Below are 18,364 nucleotides of genomic sequence, written 5' to 3' on the forward strand. Positions count from 1 at the left end.
TATGATTCCTTACGGTAAGCAGGATATTAACCAGGCAGACATCGATGCGGTTCTGGGGGTCTTGAGGTCAGATTTCCTGACTCAAGGGCCCATGGTGCCAAAGTTTGAGGAAGCCGTTGCCAATCACGTGGGCGCCAACCACGCCCTGGCCGTAAATAGTGCTACGTCTGCATTGCATATTGCCTGCCTCGCACTCGGGTTGGGGCAGGGCGACTGGTTATGGACAACGCCGGTCACCTTCGTGGCCTCGGCCAACTGTGGGTTGTATTGCGGTGCGCAGGTTGATTTTGTCGATATCGATCCGAAAACCTACAATCTGTGCCCGGTGGCTTTGAAAGCAAAGCTTGAGCAGGCCAAGCATGAAAACCGTCTGCCCAAGGTGGTGGTAGCAGTTCATTTGTCTGGCCAGCCTTGTGATATAGAAGCGATTGCCGCCCTGGCAAAGGAATATGGTTTTAAAGTCATTGAAGATGCTTCCCATGCGATTGGCGGGAAGTATCAGGGCGAATTTATCGGCAACAGCCGTTACAGCGACATAACCGTATTCAGTTTTCACCCGGTAAAAATTATCACCACGGCCGAAGGCGGCATGGCTGTCACCAACGACGATGGTCTGGCAGAAAAAATGAACCTCCTTCGTAGCCACGGCATTACCCGAGACCCGGCATTGATGACTCAAGAGCCGGATGGACCCTGGTATTACCAACAGGTGGATCTGGGCTTCAACTACCGGATGACCGAACTACAGGCAGCGCTCGGTGTAAGCCAGATGGAACGACTGGATGCCTTTGTCGCCCGCAGGCACGAGTTAGCGAAGCGTTATGATCAGCTGCTGACGGATCTACCCATCGTCTTGCCGTGGCAGCACCCGGACAGTTATTCCGGCCTGCATCTTTACGTTATTCGCCTTAAGCTGGACAACATTACCAAGAGCCACAGGGAAGTGTTTGAGTCTCTGCGCGAGCAAGGCATCGGGGTAAATCTGCACTACATTCCGGTGCACACCCAACCTCATTATCGCGATATGGGCTTTGAGGCAGAGACCTTCCCGCAGTCCATGGCCTATTACCGGGAGGCAATCAGCCTGCCGATGTTCCAGGGCCTGACGGAAGAGCAGCAGGACGAAGTGGTTGCGGTGCTCCGCAAGGCGCTGGCGGGGGGCTGACAATGAGCACTGCAGCCATTATCCCCGCCCGTGGCGGCAGCAAGCGCATTCCACGCAAAAATATCAAAGAGTTCTGTGGCAAACCGATGATTGCGTGGTCTATCGAGGCTGCCCGCAAAAGTGGTTGTTTTGACCGTATCGTCGTGTCCACGGATGACCCAGAAATCGCCGAAGTTGCCAGGCAATTCGGCGCGGAAATCCCTTTTATGCGCCCACCCAGCCTATCGGATGATTACACTGGGACCCTACCCGTTATCCGCCATGCTGTTGAATGGCTGAGCGATAATGGCAGTACGGTATCCGAGGCGTGCTGCCTCTATGCTACCGCTCCCTTTGTCTCCCCGGAGGATTTGAAGAGCGGTCAACAAATGCTGCAAAGCGAAGCCTGCAGCTATGCCTTCTCCGTAACCAGTTACGCCTTTCCAATTCAGCGAGCCATTCGCATCACGAGCAAGGGGCGAGTGGCGATGTTCAATCCCGAACATTTCCAGACTCGATCCCAGGATCTGGAAGAAGCCTGGCACGATGCCGGCCAGTTCTACTGGGGCGTTGCACAAGCCTGGAAGGACGAAAAGCCCATCTTCTCGGAAGATGCCGTGCCAGTAACCTTGCCGAGACATCGAGTTCAGGATATCGATACACCTGAGGATTGGGTGCGCGCAGAATGGCTATTCAGGGCCATGCAGGGGCAGGGCGCCGACTAATGCACATCGCCTTTCGAGTAGATGCCTCCATTCAAATGGGCACCGGCCACGCAATGCGGTGTCTGACGCTGGCAGAAGCATTGCGCAGTCAGGGGCATGAGTGCACCTTTATTTGTCGGAATCATTCGGGAAACCTTGGGACACTGATCGCAGAACGCGGATTTCAGCTGAGTCTTCTTAGCCAGGCAGACTGGGGTGAGCGGAACATAGATAGCGAGGGTGATTCTGCGCTGGCGCACGCAGACTGGCTGGGAGTGACTTGGCAGCAGGATGCTGAACAAACTCTTGAGGCCCTTAACGGCCCAATCATCGATTGGCTGGTAGTGGATCATTACGCTCTGGATGCGCGCTGGGAACGCAGGGTTTCCAGGCGAGTAAAAGATGTAATGGTTATCGATGACATTGCTGACAGGCCGCACGAATGTAAGCTGCTGCTAGATCAGAATCTCGGTAGAAAGGCTGAGGACTACGACGGACTGGTCCCGGAAACCTGCATCCGCCTTATTGGTCCCCACTACGCGCTGCTACGGCCTGAGTTTGCCGAGTTCCGGGAACGCAGTCTTGAGCGTAGACGCACGCCCGAGCTTAAACGCATCCTGATTACACTGGGCGGTGTCGATCGGGATAATGTGACAGGTCAGGTGTTGGATGTGTTATCGAAAAGCCAATTACCACCGGAAACCGAACTGGATGTAGTGATGGGAGCATCAGCACCCGCGTTGGATGAGGTTCGCCGACAAGCGGAGGTGTTACCTTTCAGGATATCCGTGAGTGTGAACGTGAGTGACATGGCAGAACGCATGTTTCTTGCGGACCTCTGTATTGGCGCAGCGGGCAGTACCTCTTGGGAGCGCTGTTGTTTGGGGTTGCCAACCATGACAATGGTATTAGCCGAAAACCAGAAAGACGCCGCAGAAGCTATTTCCAGGCAAGGAGCCGCCGCGGTAATCCAAGACAACAGTGATCTGAAAACTGCTGTCCAACACGTATTGGCGGATGAACAATTCGCGGCGAATTTATTCGCTATGAGCAATGCAGGTGCTTCCCTGGTCGATGGGCTGGGGTGTGTGCGAGTAGTAAATCATCTAAGAACCGAGTAATAAGGGCGTAAGACAATGACTGAACTACCGGCCCAATTTGGCGCTCTCAGGTCGATACAGGAAACTGAACTGGAGTTAATGCTTTCGTGGCGTAATGAACCCTCCGTCCGAGACAACATGTATACAACTCACGAAATAACACTGGCGGAACATCGGGCGTGGTGGGCCAAGGTTCAGGCGTCTGACACCCAGAGATATTTCATCTACGAACAGAACGGGCAACCATTGGGCGTTGTGGGTTTTACTGGCATCGACCATTCCAATGCCAATTCATTCTGGGCGTTTTACGCTTCACCGGCAGCGCCGAAGGGTACGGGTAGTCGAATGGAGTTACTGGCGTTGAATCATGCTTTTGATGAACTAAAGCTTCATAAACTCTGCTGTGAAGTGCTTGCATTCAACACACCTGTAATCAAGCTTCATGAAAAATTCGGGTTCAAAGTGGAGGGTATCCTGAGAGATCAATACCAGCGAAGCGGCAAGTACGTTGATATCTACCGCCTTGGCCTCTTGGCGGAAGAGTGGGCCGACCAACGTCCCAAAATGCAAGAAAAACTTATTCGTATGGTAGGGAGCTGAATATGACTCAGGAAATTTCCATTGCTGGCCGTAAGATTGGGCGGAATCATCCTCCCTACATCATTGCAGAACTCTCAGCAAACCATAACGGGAAGCTTGAGACGGCGATGCGAATCATTGAGGAAGCAAAAAAAACAGGGGCAGATGCCGTAAAACTTCAAACCTATCGGCCCGATACAATCACGCTTGATTCTGATGCAGATGAGTTTCGAATCAAGGGGGGGCTGTGGGATGGCCGCACACTCTATGAGTTGTACGAAGAGGCCCATATGCCATGGGAGTGGCACAAGCCCCTGTTTGAGCATGCACGCCAGGTGGGTATTCCGATTTTTAGCTCACCCTTTGACAATACCGCTGTGGATTTGCTCGAAGATTTGAATGCACCGGCCTACAAGATAGCCTCATTTGAGGCTGTTGACTTGCCCCTGATCCGTTACGTTGCATCCACCGGAAAACCCATGATTATATCAACCGGTATGGCCAATGCGGAAGAGATAGCAGAAGCGATCGCTGCAGCGCGCGACGGCGGCTGCCAGCAATTGGCAATATTACATTGTGTAAGTGGGTATCCGGCACCTGCGGAAGATTACAACCTTCGAACCATTCCGGATATGATCGAGCGCTTTGGCCTGGTAACCGGCTTGTCTGATCACACTATTGATAATACTACGGCCATCGCAAGTGTTGTTCTGGGTGCTTCGCTGATTGAAAAGCATTTTACACTAGACAGGAATGGTGGTGGTCCTGATGACAGTTTCTCTCTAGAGCCGGCCGATCTTGCAGCCCTTTGTCGAGATAGCAAGACTGCTTGGAAGGCATTGGGAAATGTGGATTATGGTCAAAAATCTAGTGAACAAGGAAATGTGCAGTTCAGGCGCTCTTTATATTTTGTCAAGGACATGAACAAAGGTGAAATAGTTAGCGCTGATTGCATTAGAAGTGTAAGGCCAGGTTATGGCTTACCGCCAAAAAATAGAGACTGGGTGATCGGAACTCAAGTATCCAAGAAAATAAGAGCATATACTCCTGTAGTCAGAGAGGTCTTGGAAGCAACGGGCCACTTTGGGTCAAAGAAAACCTGACCGATCTCTTTTGAGCTTCAAAAGACACTACCTCCCCGCACCTTAATTCCGTTTTCTGCGGAAAATTTCACGTTACACTGCTAACTAAGAGAAACGTGCTCGCTTTTCATAAAGTTTGCCATGCTTAATAGGCTCCGATAATGAAACTAATGTTTGTTGAAGTAAGATCTAAGACTAAGCTATTTGAAAGTCTCGCACACGAACTATCCGACTTGAAACCTGAACTCGTTTTGAGTTGGTTAATAATGAATCCGTTTTATAGACCAAAGCGAGGGGCGCTGTATGAGCTAGGTTTTCCAAAAATAGAAACCATAGAAAATCTAAAATTTGATAGATTAGATGAAAAAGTCATTTCAAGCGATAGGTTTTCGATCCATTTTAACCGAGAACCGTGGTACTACCCGTACTACAGAAAAATGATTGAGCAGGCTATAGCTCAAGAGAAACCCGATTTCATAATTGGAGAGCTTGGGACTTTCTATGCTCATTACGCATGTTTAATAGCGAAACAGCTCAGCATCCCCTTTTACGATATAGAAAGCGCACGGTTCCCTAATGGATGTATTAGTATATTCGAATACGATCGATGGAATCCCGTAAAGCTTCAGGATGTTTCTGATTCTCAGGTGTGGGATTATCTGAAGTATTACGAAACAAATAGACCGGTTCCCGATTATATGGGAAAAAATACTAAAAAAATTTCGAGGCTCAAGAAGGCGCTTTTAAAAAAGCTCGATACTCTAAAGGTGTTATTGGGATATTTATCGGGAGAATCATTCAATACACAAAATCCATTAGAAAACTTTGTTGAAAAGAAAAAGGTGATCTCCCAGTTACGATTGTGGGACAAGTGCAGAGTCGATTTAGATGGACTTCGTAAAATAAACAAGAAAGTTCTTTTGTATCCGCTTCAAATGCAGCCGGAATTTAATCTTGAGGTGTGGGGGGCTCCGAATAATAAACAATTAGCCATAATAGAAAAACTTGCGCGGGCTTTGCCCAGTGACTGGGTATTGTTGTTGAAGGCTAATCCAAAACCGTATTTTGAAATGAATAGGTTGGAAATCAGTAATCTTTACTCAAGAGGGAACGTCTACTTTCTAGATCGCGCTGTACCTATGGCTGACATTTCTGAAATGTGTGATCTCGTTGCTACTGTCACCGGTACTATTCAAATAGAGCGGCTATTGGCCGGTAAGTCTGTTTACATAATCGGTGACACACCGTTCAGAGATTTCAGCGTAATAAAAAGTAATATTGATTCCCTTTCTGAAACGGACATCTCTGGAGTCTCGGAATACCAGTCAGATAACAATGTGTCTTTTAAAGTGGCCAAATACCTCTTGGAGCATGCTATGCCAGGAGAAGTGAGTGAGCCAGTATCCGATCCAAAATGCCTGCGAGCGGCTAATGTTTCAAGGTTAGCTCATGCTTTGCTCCGCGTGTTGGGAGATAAAGGAAGTAATGACACCATTTAGTGTTATTTTTGGATCTATATTTTTTTATTTAACCGTGTGGTTAGTTTCTCCAGTGGAAGTAAAATACTCTCCCTCGGTGGAAGCCATTCTTTTACTTTTAATAGGGCAGCTTTCCTTGATAATCGGATGGATGTCTTGCAGAATATTTGTCCCACCAAGCGCGAGGCCAGTCAAGGTTGAGTTAACCGATTCGTACCTTCGAAGCTTAAGGGCGGCGTTTAAAATTCTTCTTCTATTAGCCGTTTTGAGCGTGTTTTTCAAGTTTGTGGACAAGGTTCTCGTTCGGGACGTTCTTTCATATGGTAGCGCTGCGGAAAGACGATATTCGCTAGAGTCAACTTCGATATTTGGAATTCTTGCGGGGCCATTTTATGCCTTATGCTTAAGCTTGCCTGCCTTTGTAACAGTGCTTAATTTAAAGGGCCTGTCAAAGTTATTTGTAATCATACTGTTTTTTGTTCCCGCAGTTGAGATTTTGTTTATAGGAAGTCGCGGTATCGTGCTTGTTACCTTGTTTATCTTGTTTTTTTATACTAGGTTTGTTTTTAAGGTAAAAATGCTATCGGTGGCACTGCTTTCAGCTGTTGGCATTACTCTATTCTACGTTTCGGGTATGATTTTGTTGAATAGGCTTGAGGCGCATGGAATCTCTCCTTTGTATAGCGCTTTTCACAGTAATTATGCATTCACATTAGTTCCTAGTAGCTTCGGAGAGAAGTTGGCCGAAGATGGAGGTATTTTTTCGGTATTCTACTTTGTAGTAATAAATTTTGCACAATATTATCTTCACGGGGCTTTAGAGTTTTCGTTTTTGTTTGATAATTTTGAGCAGTACGATCATAAGTTTGGAATATACACGTTTAGCGTAATAGCGAAGTTTTTCGGAGTTTCTGTTGGACCTGATTTTTTGGAGTCAGCTTCGCCTCGCTCTGGGATTTATACAACAATCCTAGGCCCGCTATGGGTAGATTTTGGTTTCTTTGCTTTTCTATTTTTAGCCCTTTGGGGGAGAGCTATGACCGTCTGCTACTATAAATTTTGTAGTGGTAATATAGAGTATCTCCCGCTTTACGCTTACATGTCAGCAGTGGTTTTTTTTGCTCCCGTAGTAAATTTAATTCAGAGTGCTCTTGGTGTTTATATATTGGTTTCGTTTTTCACGACGATATTTTTAGTAAAAATATTCAAGCGCAGGTTTCGACCAATTCCAAACGAGTAAGGTTCATTTGACATTAGTCGGTTCCCGTAATGGTATTTTTGCTCAAGTTCTTAGTATCCGAAAAACCTTCAATTCTTGATTGTCCTTTCGAAATAATAGTGATTTAAAAAGCCCGGTTTTAGGGAGGTTTAGGTTTGAATAGTGTCGTTATATTTGGTGGTGCTGGATTTATAGGTTTGTATTTTGCTAAATATATTTTAGAAGACAGCTCTATAGGTAAGGTCTACATCGTTGATAGTGAATCTATTGAAGAAAAGCACAGTGAATTTAGAATGCGTCTTTTTGACTGTGATCCGCGTATTGAATATAGAGCTGGTGATGTACGTGAAGAAGTAGATTGGCATCCGTTGGAGAGCGTAGCACTGATTGCAAACTTTGCAGCAATTCATCGAGAGCCTGGTCACGAAGACCTTGAATATTACGAGACCAACTTGCTAGGTGCCGAGAATGTGTGCGCTTTTGCAGAAAAGGTGAACTGTAACAGGTTAGTGTTCACCAGCTCTATCTCTCCTTATGGACCGAGTGAACAGGTAAAAACAGAAGCGTCGTTGCCGGTTCCTGTAACTGCTTACGGCGGGTCGAAGCTGGTCGCCGAAAAAATACATCAAACCTGGCAGGCCAGGGACGAAGTTAATCGTCGTCTGGTGATTGTTCGCCCAGGTGTAGTATTTGGTCCTGGCGAAGGCGGTAACGTATCTCGGCTGATCAAAGCTGTTCTTGGACGCTACTTTTTTTATATGGGCAACCGAAACACAAGGAAAGCCGGTACGTACGTTAAAGAACTTTGTAGGGCTATTTACTGGGTTCTGGAGAACCAGGATAAGCATGGCGAAAAAATAAGCCTGTTTAATATGAGCATGAACCCGGGTCCATCTATAGAAGAGTATGTTAATACTATTTGTAATGTCGCTGGCGTTAAACGTTGGGTCCCTAATATATCGTACAGGCTGCTTTTAACCTGTTCATATTTCATTGAATTCTTCGCCAAACCTTTGAATATAAGTCATCCTTTCAGTCCGGTGAGAATTAGAAAATTGGTGCGATCAAACAATATACGACCCCAGTATCTTTTGAATAAAGGGTATTCCTATAAATATTCTTTGCGTGCCGCATTTGAAGATTGGAAGAAAGAATGTCCTGAGGAATGGAGTTAAGAATTGATGATTAACGAGAATGTTACCAAGTTACGCGTTGCGTGTATCGTGCCTACGTTCAATGGGAGGCACGACTTAGAGCGGCTGCTTGACAGCATGCAATGTCAAACCACCCAATTTGACCTGTTTATCGTCGACTCTAGCTCGTCTGACGGGACTGCAGATTTGGCGAAACGTCGACATTTATCCGGGGAAGTAAAGCAACTTGTTGTTATTCCCGGGTCAGAATTTAACCACGGCGGTACGCGTCAGAAGATGGTGGATGATTTTCCCGACTATGATGTTTATGTGTTTCTTACTCAAGACGCTTATCTTGAGGATAGAGATGCCATTCGAAATATTCTGACACCGTTCACGGACAGCAACGTTGGTGCAGTTTGTGGTCGTCAGCTACCCCACTACGACGCAAATCCTTTGGCGCAACATGCTAGGTTTTTTAACTATCCTCCGGTTCCACGGGTCAAATCTAAGGATGACATACCGGCTTTAGGTATTAAGGCCGCCTTTATATCTAATTCATTCGCTGCGTATCGTCGGGAGGCATTGCAAGAGGTCGGAGGATTCCCTGATCATGTTATTTTTGCTGAAGACATGTATGTAGCTGCAAGGATGTTACTCGCCGGCTTTAAGGTTGCGTATGCCGGAGACGCCAGCTGTCGTCACTCTCATAATTATTCTATTTCCGAAGAGTTCCGACGGTATTTCGATATGGGCGTGTTTCATGCCCGGGAGCCATGGATACGTCAGGAGTTCGGAGGTGCCGGCGGTGAAGGCTTGAAGTATGTGAAATCTGAGCTTGGGTTTTTAGGCATTAGGAGAATCTATTTGTGGCCTGGGGCCATACTGCGCAACGCCCTTAAGTTGATAGCCTATAAGTTGGGGCAGCGTGAGCGTAAGTTGTCAGTTCGATTAAAAAGGAAGATCGGAATGTACCGGGGTTATTGGCTTGGGCCATTTGCGGGGACGAAGTGATGCGAATTCTGGTTACAGGTGGTGCCGGATTCATTGGGTCAGCCGTGGTTAGAAATATCGCCCGGATGTCTGGGTGCAGCGTAGCTAACCTGGACAAGCTGACCTATGCGGGCAATCTGGAATCGGTTAAGGGGGTCTCTGGATCTCCTCGTTACCACTTCTTTCAGGCAGATATTTCCGATGCTTCGGCATTGGATCGCGTGTTCTCTGAGTTTCAGCCAACCCACATTATGCATTTGGCGGCGGAAAGTCATGTTGATCGCTCGATCGATGGCCCATCAGATTTTATTCAAACCAACATTGTAGGGACTTATAGGCTGTTAGAAGCAGCTCGTCGGTATTGGCTGAGTCTAGATGAATCGGAACAATCAATCTTCCGGTTTCACCATATTTCGACAGACGAGGTTTATGGAGATCTGGAAGGTACTTCCGACCTGTTCACCGAAACAACGGCCTATGCGCCGAGTTCGCCGTATTCGGCCTCTAAAGCCAGTTCCGATCATTTGGTGCGGGCCTGGCATAGAACCTATGGTCTACCGGTTGTGATCACCAACTGCTCCAATAATTATGGGCCGTATCACTTTCCTGAAAAACTCGTACCGCACATGATTTTGAATGCCTTATCGGGCAAACCTTTGCCGGTATATGGCGATGGCTCTCAGATTCGTGATTGGCTGTATGTGGAAGATCATGCGCGTGCGTTGCTGCGCGTGGCTACCGAGGGTCGGGTAGGAGAGACCTACAATATTGGTGGCCACAACGAGAAGAAAAATCTGGAGGTGGTGGAAACCATATGTGATCTGTTGCAGGAAATGTCTCCACCTGGCACCTATCCGCACTTGAAATGGCAGCCTGCTTCTGAGGTGGCCCACTACCGAGAGTTAATTACGTTTGTAAAGGACAGGCCCGGACACGACGTACGGTATGCAATAGACGCCAGTAAGATTGAACGCGAGCTGGGTTGGTTACCGCAAGAGTCTTTTGATACGGGCATTCGTAAAACTGTCCGGTGGTACCTGGATAACCCTGAGTGGTGGCAGCGAGTGTTGAGTGGAGAGTATCGATTGGATCGTCTGGGAGAAAACGCATGAAGGGTATTATTCTAGCCGGCGGTTCTGGAACCCGGCTGCATCCTATCACTCGTGGAGTCTCTAAACAGTTGCTGCCAGTCTATGATAAGCCGATGATTTACTATCCTCTGTCGGTTCTGATGTTGGCTGGTATTAGAGAGATACTTGTAATTTCCACCCCGGAGGATTTGCCCAGTTTTTCCAAGCTGCTTGGGGATGGTTCTGAATTCGGTATTGAACTTAGCTACGCACCACAACCCTCTCCGGATGGCCTGGCGCAGGCGTTCATTATTGGTGAAGAGTTTATTGGCGACGATAGTGTGTGTCTGATTTTGGGGGACAACATTTTCCATGGATATGGTTTCAGTCAAATGTTACGTGAGGCGGTTGGTCGCGAAACCGGGGCCACGGTGTTTGGTTATCATGTGACGGATCCAGAGCGTTTCGGGGTTGTAGAGTTCGATGGATCGGGTAAGGCACTGTCGATTGAAGAAAAGCCCGAACATCCCAAGTCACAATACGCTGTGACAGGTCTGTATTTCTACGACAACGATGTAGTGAGTATCGCAAAACAAATTCAGCCTTCAAATCGAGGCGAACTCGAGATCACCGATGTAAATAATGCCTATCTCAGGCGGGGTGATTTGAATGTGAGTTTGCTGGGACGAGGGTTCGCCTGGTTGGATACGGGAACTCACGACTCGCTTATCGAAGCGGGGCATTTCGTTCAAACGGTTGAGCATCGCCAGGGATTAAAAATTGCCTGTCTTGAGGAAATTGCGTTCCGGAACGGTTGGGTAAGCCAGGGTTGGCTTGCCGAAAAGGGGCAGCAGCTCGCCAAGACCGGTTACGGGCAGTATCTAATGAGATTGGCTGAGGAGCAGGTATGAAGGTTGTTCCGACGAACCTTAAGGATTGTGTGGTGATTGAGCCCCAGGTGTTTGGAGACCATAGAGGCTTTTTTCTGGAAACGTTTCAAGCGGAAAGATACGCGAGTGAGGCGAACATTTGCTTGCCGTTTGTCCAGGATAACCATTCTCGTTCTGGCCAGGGAGTGTTACGAGGCCTGCACTTTCAGATCGAAAAGCCTCAAGGGAAACTGGTACGCGTTGTGAGCGGCGAAGTCTTCGATGTTGCTGTGGATCTAAGGCGAGATTCGCCAACCTTCGGTCGGTGGAAAGGTGTTTACTTGAGTGGAGATAATAAACGCCAGTTCTGGGTACCTCCCGGCTTCGCTCACGGCTTTGTTGTCGTCAGTGACATGGCCGACTTCGAATACAAATGCACTGACTATTACGATCCCACAGACGAAGGGTCGATTGCGTGGGATGACCCGGACCTGGGAATCGAGTGGCCGGAAGGGCTCGATATTAAGTTGTCGGATAAAGATGCGTCGGCGCCGAGCTTTAGGGAGTTCTCTGGTTTATGAGGGTTATGGTTACGGGGGCTAATGGTCAGCTCGGCAAATGCCTGCAAGACGTAATTGCAGGTTTGGATCATGAATTGATTGCTGTCGGCCGTAATGAACTGGATATTACTAACGCATCTCTAGTGAAGCGGTTCGTGGACGCCCAAACACCCGACGTAATAATCAATGCAGCGGCTTATACGGCTGTAGATCGAGCCGAGGAAGAAGTCGAGTTGGCGTTTAAGGTGAACGCTCAAGCTGTTGGCAATCTGGCGGAGGCTTCGAACGCTGCGGGTGCAGTTTTGATCCACGTTTCAACAGATTACGTTTTCGACGGTTCATCAAGAACGCCCTACAAAGAGACGGATTCAGTCAACCCGGTGGGAGCTTACGGTGAGAGTAAGCTGGAAGGGGAGAGAGAGGCTGCGCAAGCCCAACGACACATCATTGTGCGCACCGCCTGGGTGTTTAGCGAATATGGTAGTAACTTTTTAAAGACAATGGTGAAACTCGGGCTCCGTCGGCAAAGCCTGTCGATTGTCGACGACCAGATTGGCACACCTACCTACGCGGGCGACCTCGCCTCTGCCCTGGTTTGCCTGGCATTGAATCGACCGGCAAATGGTGTTTACCACTTTTGCGGTGGCGACTCTTGCAGTTGGTATGATTTCGCCGGGGCGATTTTCGACACCTGTGGCGAGATATCGAGTAAGTATGCGGTGCCTTCGATTTCTCCAATACCTTCCGCTGAATACCCAACGCCCGCAAGAAGGCCGGAATATTCTGTATTAGATGGCAGCCTTCTCGTATCCAAAGCGGGGATTAGGGGAGGGGATTGGCGAGTTTCGTTAAGAGATGTATGCACTAAAGTGCTAGCGGAACTGGATGATAGTCAGGCATAGCCAGCGGGCTGGCTCTACTACCATTCAGGTTCCTATTGGTTGGAGTGTGCATGGTGGTTGCTGAAAAAATCGGTCTCTTGGCGTAGACTTGCGTCAAGCTCCAAGCAGACGGGCCTTCGCACGGAGTGATGGCCCGTTTTTTATTTGGCGGCAAAAAAAGCGGGGTTTAGTCAAAACATATGGCGGGCGAATGCCAGCTTCGGCTGGAGATGAAGTCAGCCACAATGACTGGGCCAATCAAACCAAGACATGGCTATCTGATATGGCATTTCGTTCGAACCACACATGGTTGTTGTTGCCGGTAACCCTGGTTACGTTTGCATTTACGTATACGGCCTTGGTGTTCGAGACCTTTTTCTGGGGCTATCTTGGGCTTATGTTGTTCTGGTGCCTCGTCTTTCTTCTCGGTTTTGTGTTTGTCATTTCAATATTTCCCAGTCCTCATGCCCCAGCAAAATCTCATGTATTTGAGGTGGATTTTAAGTGGGATCTGGTGATCTTATTATTGGGCGCCCTTGCGGTTTTGGCGCTTTTTTATGATCGGTACTTTCTCCGTGGTATCGATTATTTCTCGGTTGGTTCTGCGAGAGCCAGGGAGCTTTTGAATCAAGGAAATTTTGATAGCTCGTTCTTCAGTGTTTTCGGAAACTTTTTTATCTATTGTTACCTGTTTCCGTTAATTCGTTCAGTCCTTTTTTGGGAGGAGCGTGGGGGGTGGACCCACTTGACTGTTGGGGTGTTGGCTGCAGCACAAATTAGCGCTATCTCTTACCTTTCTGGAGGCAGAACTGCCATTCTCATCACTCTCTCGCTTTGTGCCGGTGCCTTGGTTGTCCGCACTTTACTCGGCAAATCCATAAGACCGGCTTTTTTCACATTCGGTCGGCTGTTCTTTTTGTTAGTGAGTGTAATTGCGGCGTTTGGTTTTATTTTCTGGCTTCGCAGCCATGCGTTTGGCAGTGGAGATTCTTTCGCTTACTTCCTGAATATCTGTAAACATCTGACGAACGATTTTGCGCTTGAATGTGACTTTGGCGTTGAGTCGGGCCCGCTGAAAGATGTGATGAACTATTTGAATCTTGTGATCCTGTATGGAATCCACGGTACCTGGCTGACGGAAGCCATTGTTCAAAACGGCTGGCAGGGTGGGTGGATAACCCCGCAAGGTCTGTTCGCCCTCGTTTTCTCAAGGTTTGGAGTAGAGGCACCACCCACCGTTTTCAGTGGTTTCTGGGTGCCCGGGCCAGCTGCGCTCTTGAACGATACGGGTTTTTGGGGGGTTCTTGGCACGGGTGTCGGTTTGGGTGCACTTGCGGGCTATCTGGTTGGTTATCTCCAACGGTCTTCCAGTATGCTGGTTGGCTACGCTCTTGTGTTTGTGGTTTCGTTCTGGTTTTTATCGTTCCTCATCGTCCCAACCAATATCCCCGGTTTTGTGATATCGGTTTGGCTTGGCTTCTTTTTAGCTGGGGCCAGCCTCATTCTTACTCTAATGAGACAGTTCATTCAAAAAAGGCTTTCATGAAAATAGGGCTTACAAATCTATTCTCGTTCCGACCTCATGTCGAACACCTCGAGTTCCTGGCTCAGATTCTGGAGGGTGACGGCCATGAGGTTGTCTTCCTCACTTGCGATTCGGCAGTAGATACATGTTATGTCCGTGAGCTTCGAGGACGCTCAAGAATGAGGGAGTGTGCTCAGTGTATAGTTGGTGGCGTCCGCAGCTACAGATCCGATGGCGTCACGGCAATCAGTAAAAACCATTCCGAGCTTGCTGAAGCTGATCTTGAAACGCTTGCCCTTTCGAGTTCTGCAACATTGACTCGAACCGAATCTGAGCGGGAATGGGATGAGCCGAGTGTTCGGGAAATACGGCAACGGCTCGTAGGCCCGATAAGCCAGGTCTACCAAAGCGCTCGAAACTGGATCGTCGAGGAGGGTATAGAGGGAGTAATCTGCTTCAACGGTCGCATGGATCTTCCCCGCGCCGTTACCTATGCCTGTGAGCAGCTTGGCGTACCTTATATTACTCATGAGAGAACCTGGTTCGGGGATGGTCTTCAGTTGATCCCCAATGGCAATTGTCTCTCCCTGATAGCCCTTGGCGAGCTGGTCAGAGAATTCGACGATAAGCCTCTGACCGCCTTCCAGGCGGCGCACGCGGGTAAGCTGATTGGTGACCGTTTTTTGCAGCGAAACTCTCTGGAGTGGAGGCTTTACAACAAGAACCCGGAACCTGCGCCGTGGCCGCTGGAGACGCCGGGTAAGCGCGTGCTGGTGTTGCCCAGCAGCAAGAACGAGTTTGCCGGCCACGATGAATGGCGCACGGAATGGGCGGATAACACTGAGGCTCTGGATGATTTTTTCGAGGCTTTCAGTATTGATCCTTCTCAGGTGGTGCTTCGCTGTCATCCAAACTGGGCGGAGACGATAGGCAGTGTGGAAGGCGGCCGCTCGCTCAGTTTATATACCCGATGGGCAGCTCGGCGAGGGGTTCACTGTATTCGCAGTGAGGAGAAGGCAAACACCTACGATCTGATTCAGCAGGCAGATATTGTGGTGATGAACGGTGGCAGTTCGGCCGTGGAAGCGGGAGCCTGCGGTAAACAGGTGGTGTGCCTGGGTCCGTCGACCTATCAGGAGGCCGGGTTTGTGCATGTGTTCCGCTCCCGTGAGGAATTGCGTGATGGCGGGGATGAGCTGGAGCTTGATCCGGAATTGGTTCGCCGGAAAACCCTACGCTTTCTGTATGTCCGGTCTCACCGGTTCCCGCAGTTTGTCCCTTATGTTAAAGCCGTCGAAACCACAAAATATCGCTACTTTAAGGGCGCGAGTGCCGAGGTATTGATTCGAATGCTAAGTGAAGGGCGAATTCGTCCGGACGACCCTGAATATTCGGAAACTGAAGCCACGGAAAACGATGTGTTGAGAGCACTGGAAAGCGCAGACTGGGCCAGATTGGCCGATTATCAGGCTCCGGTGGAGGTGGGTGTTCCTTTTGAAATTAACAGACGAGCCGGCCTGAAATGGATTGATGGTTTCAGGGCAAAATTTACCAGAGGAGATCGGGCTGGATGAATCATGGCCAACCCAGGGTATCTATCGTTATGCCCGCCTTTAATGCCAGCCAGTATATCGGCGCTACAATAGACTCGGTACTGAGGCAGACCGCCCCGGATTGGGAATTGATCGTTGTTGATGATTGTTCCACTGATGATACCCGAGAAAAGATCCATGCCATCGCCGAAGCTGATTCCCGTATTCGGCTGATCGCGCTTGAGAAGAATTTTGGCGGGCCGGCGGGTCCACGGAATGTGGGCGTTAAGGAAGCCCGGTCTGATCTGGTGGCGTTCCTGGATTCGGATGATATCTGGCATCCCGAAAAGCTTAAAATTCAGCTTTCCGCAGTTGAAGATACGTCTTCCGCGTTTGTCTGTAGTGGGATGGTAGACTTTGCAGACGATCGTGCGTTGAGGTTCGAGCCGATTGAAAAAGTGGGAAGCGAGAAAATATCCTATTGGCAACAGTCCGTCAGGGCTCAGATTCCGACCTCCAGTGTGCTTGTTTCAAAAGCATTGTTGCTGAAGACACCTTTTTGGGAGGATCCAGCCTACAAGGCAGTCGAGGATTACCATTGCTGGCTTCGCATTCTCCAGTTGGTTGGTCACTGTGTGAAGTTGAAGGCGCCCTTGCTGTTTTACCGAAAAAGCGAGGGGCAGATTTCGGGCTCCAAGCTGATGATGATGAAGAAGGTGCTGATGGTACACCGTGAGTTTCCGGGGCGCTCTTTGATTACGGCTTACGTTTACACACTCACCCATGTGCTGGGTGGGTTCTATTTCAGATTTTTGAAGAAAGGTATGTGATATGCGAATTCTGGTAACCGGAGGAGCCGGCTTTCTTGGTTCCCATCTCTGCGAGCGCTTGCTCTCGGAGGGACACGACGTTTTGTGTGTTGATAACTTCTTTACTGGCCGGAAACGCAATATCGCGCACCTGATGCATAACCCCTACTTTGAGGTGATGCGACACGATGTCACTTTCCCGCTGTATGTAGAAGTCGATCAGATATACAACCTTGCCTGCCCGGCATCTCCCGTCCACTACCAGCATGATCCGGTTCAGACCACCAAGACCAGTGTTCACGGTGCCATAAACATGCTTGGACTGGCGAAGCGTTTGGGTGCGCGCATATTCCAGGCTTCGACCAGTGAGGTTTATGGCGATCCCGAGGTTCATCCTCAACCTGAGAGCTATTGGGGTAAGGTGAATCCGATTGGCATACGCTCCTGTTACGACGAAGGAAAGCGGTGTGCAGAAACATTGTTTTTTGACTATTTTCGTCAGCACAATCTGCCTATCAAAGTTGCCAGGATCTTTAATACCTACGGTCCCCGTATGCATCCCAATGATGGCAGAGTAGTGAGCAACTTTGTTGTTCAGGCTCTCAGGGGCGAAGACATAACCATATATGGCGAGGGCCAGCAGACCCGGAGTTTTTGTTATTCCGATGACCTCATTGAAGGATTCGTTCGGCTTATGAACTCGCCGGAGGAGCTCACCGGGCCAGTCAATCTCGGGAATCCCAATGAGTTCACCATTCGGGAATTGGCAGAGACGGTTATTGAACTGACAGGCTCCAGCTCCAGCTTGATCTTCAAGCCTTTGCCGGAGGATGACCCAAAGCAGCGGCAACCAGACATCTCATTGGCGAAAAGTAAACTTGATTGGCAACCGACCGTTGAGCTGAAGGAAGGGTTGGTAAAGACAATTACTTACTTTGATGAGCTTCTGAAAAACTCGGATATTGATTAGGCGATGACTGGCGGAAAGAAAATACTGGTTACCGGAGCATCTGGATTTATCGGCACGGAGCTTTGTAAGGTTCTTGTTGATAGAGGGTATCGGGTTACGGCTCTGGTGCGCTCTGAAAATTCATTGCCCATTGCGGGCGTCCAGAGCCTCGTTCAGGACCTCGAAAGTCATTTTCACGGGTCTTTGCTGGCAAACAACTTCGATGCAGTAGTTCACCTTGCCGGCAAAGCTCATGGCAAAGGCGGGTCTAGCCACCAGAGTCCAGAGGCGTTCCAGAAAAGCAATGTTGCGCCAACCAAGCGCCTCGCTGAAGCTGCGGTTGCTGCAGGAATCCATCGCTTCATTTATCTGAGTTCGATTGGTGTTCATGGTGATAGTACTTGGGGCTCGCCAATTACGGAGCGCAGTTCTGAGAGTCCCCACGCAGCTTACGCGCTATCAAAGCTTCACGGAGAAATGGTCGTAAGGGAAAGTCTGGCCGGAACGCCAACCGCGTTTTCTATTATCCGGCCTACACTGGTTTATGGAGAGAATGCTCCGGGCAATTTTGGCCGGCTTGTCGAAGTATGCCGTGGAGGTTTGCCGCTGCCTTTTCGGTATGCGAATAACCGGCGAAGTCTGGTTTCATTGGATAGTCTGGTCCGTTTAATCATTTTGTGCATAGAACGACCGCAGGCTGAGAATCAGGTGTTTGTGGCGTCTGATGAAAGCCCGGT

General features: G+C 48.9%; 18 protein-coding genes. 17 read left to right on the forward strand and 1 reads right to left on the reverse strand.

Annotation, left to right across the window (positions count from 1 at the left end; translation table 11 throughout):
- Position 1: 1 nt before the first annotated feature.
- The 17 genes from pseC (at position 2) to FMN52_RS16050 (ending at position 17,648) form a co-directional block, all read left to right on the forward strand.
- Positions 2-1,165: a UDP-4-amino-4,6-dideoxy-N-acetyl-beta-L-altrosamine transaminase gene (pseC, locus tag FMN52_RS15970; RefSeq protein WP_148609553.1), complete on the forward strand. Its 1,164-nt coding sequence runs from the start codon at positions 2-4 to the stop codon at positions 1,163-1,165.
- A gap of 2 nt (positions 1,166-1,167) precedes the next feature.
- Entirely contained in the window at positions 1,168-1,869 is a 702-nt protein-coding gene (gene pseF / locus FMN52_RS15975) for a pseudaminic acid cytidylyltransferase (RefSeq protein ID WP_148609554.1), read from the forward strand.
- A complete protein-coding gene (pseG, locus tag FMN52_RS15980; protein ID WP_148609555.1) occupies positions 1,869-2,969 on the forward strand; it encodes a UDP-2,4-diacetamido-2,4,6-trideoxy-beta-L-altropyranose hydrolase in 1,101 nt (366 codons plus the stop codon). The genes pseF and pseG overlap by 1 nt, the downstream gene beginning before the upstream one ends.
- A 15-nt stretch (positions 2,970-2,984) precedes the next feature.
- Positions 2,985-3,548, forward strand: a complete 564-nt coding sequence (pseH, locus tag FMN52_RS15985) for a UDP-4-amino-4,6-dideoxy-N-acetyl-beta-L-altrosamine N-acetyltransferase (RefSeq protein ID WP_148609556.1) — start codon at positions 2,985-2,987, stop codon at positions 3,546-3,548.
- A 2-nt stretch (positions 3,549-3,550) separates the two neighbouring features.
- The gene (pseI, locus tag FMN52_RS15990) at positions 3,551-4,630 is read left to right on the forward strand and encodes a pseudaminic acid synthase (protein ID WP_148609557.1); all 1,080 of its coding nucleotides are present in this window, start codon (positions 3,551-3,553) and stop codon (positions 4,628-4,630) included.
- A 140-nt stretch (positions 4,631-4,770) separates the two neighbouring features.
- Complete coding sequence (locus FMN52_RS15995; RefSeq protein WP_148609558.1) at positions 4,771-6,108, forward strand: hypothetical protein; 1,338 nt, start codon at positions 4,771-4,773, stop codon at positions 6,106-6,108.
- Positions 6,095-7,327: a hypothetical protein gene (locus FMN52_RS16000; protein ID WP_148609559.1), complete on the forward strand. Its 1,233-nt coding sequence runs from the start codon at positions 6,095-6,097 to the stop codon at positions 7,325-7,327. Before FMN52_RS15995 ends, FMN52_RS16000 begins: the two co-directional genes overlap by 14 nt.
- 134 nt (positions 7,328-7,461) lie before the next feature.
- Complete coding sequence (locus tag FMN52_RS16005; protein ID WP_148609560.1) at positions 7,462-8,481, forward strand: NAD(P)-dependent oxidoreductase; 1,020 nt, start codon at positions 7,462-7,464, stop codon at positions 8,479-8,481.
- Positions 8,482-8,487: 6 nt separating this feature from the next.
- Positions 8,488-9,453, forward strand: a complete 966-nt coding sequence (locus FMN52_RS16010; protein WP_148609561.1) for a glycosyltransferase — start codon at positions 8,488-8,490, stop codon at positions 9,451-9,453.
- Positions 9,453-10,544 carry a dTDP-glucose 4,6-dehydratase gene (gene rfbB, locus FMN52_RS16015; RefSeq protein WP_148609562.1) on the forward strand — a complete coding sequence of 364 codons (1,092 nt, stop codon included), beginning with the start codon at positions 9,453-9,455 and terminating at the stop codon, positions 10,542-10,544. The genes FMN52_RS16010 and rfbB overlap by 1 nt, the downstream gene beginning before the upstream one ends.
- Positions 10,541-11,413, forward strand: coding sequence for a glucose-1-phosphate thymidylyltransferase RfbA (gene rfbA / locus FMN52_RS16020; protein ID WP_148609563.1), 873 nt, complete (start codon positions 10,541-10,543; stop codon positions 11,411-11,413). Before rfbB ends, rfbA begins: the two co-directional genes overlap by 4 nt.
- On the forward strand, positions 11,410-11,952 hold the full coding sequence (gene rfbC / locus FMN52_RS16025; protein ID WP_148609564.1) for a dTDP-4-dehydrorhamnose 3,5-epimerase: 543 nt from the start codon (positions 11,410-11,412) through the stop codon (positions 11,950-11,952). The genes rfbA and rfbC overlap by 4 nt, the downstream gene beginning before the upstream one ends.
- Positions 11,949-12,833 (forward strand): dTDP-4-dehydrorhamnose reductase, encoded by an 885-nt coding sequence (gene rfbD / locus FMN52_RS16030; RefSeq protein ID WP_148609565.1) that lies wholly within the window; start codon positions 11,949-11,951, stop codon positions 12,831-12,833. Before rfbC ends, rfbD begins: the two co-directional genes overlap by 4 nt.
- A gap of 190 nt (positions 12,834-13,023) precedes the next feature.
- Positions 13,024-14,358, forward strand: a complete 1,335-nt coding sequence (locus tag FMN52_RS16035) for a hypothetical protein (protein WP_148609566.1) — start codon at positions 13,024-13,026, stop codon at positions 14,356-14,358.
- A gap of 293 nt (positions 14,359-14,651) precedes the next feature.
- On the forward strand, positions 14,652-15,911 hold the full coding sequence (locus FMN52_RS16040; protein WP_240339500.1) for a capsule biosynthesis protein: 1,260 nt from the start codon (positions 14,652-14,654) through the stop codon (positions 15,909-15,911).
- Entirely contained in the window at positions 15,908-16,699 is a 792-nt protein-coding gene (locus tag FMN52_RS16045; protein ID WP_148609568.1) for a glycosyltransferase family 2 protein, read from the forward strand. Before FMN52_RS16040 ends, FMN52_RS16045 begins: the two co-directional genes overlap by 4 nt.
- Position 16,700: 1 nt before the next feature.
- Positions 16,701-17,648 (forward strand): UDP-glucuronic acid decarboxylase family protein, encoded by a 948-nt coding sequence (locus FMN52_RS16050; protein WP_148609569.1) that lies wholly within the window; start codon positions 16,701-16,703, stop codon positions 17,646-17,648.
- 120 nt (positions 17,649-17,768) lie between these two features.
- On the opposite strand, the gene FMN52_RS20020 is transcribed toward FMN52_RS16050, so the two are convergent.
- The gene (locus FMN52_RS20020; protein WP_240339501.1) at positions 17,769-18,017 is read right to left on the reverse strand and encodes a hypothetical protein; all 249 of its coding nucleotides are present in this window, start codon (positions 18,015-18,017) and stop codon (positions 17,769-17,771) included.
- Between the last annotated feature and the right edge of the window lie 347 nt (positions 18,018-18,364).

It is taken from the genome of Marinobacter sp. BW6 (genome assembly GCF_008107725.1).
GTDB lineage: Bacteria > Pseudomonadota > Gammaproteobacteria > Pseudomonadales > Oleiphilaceae > Marinobacter.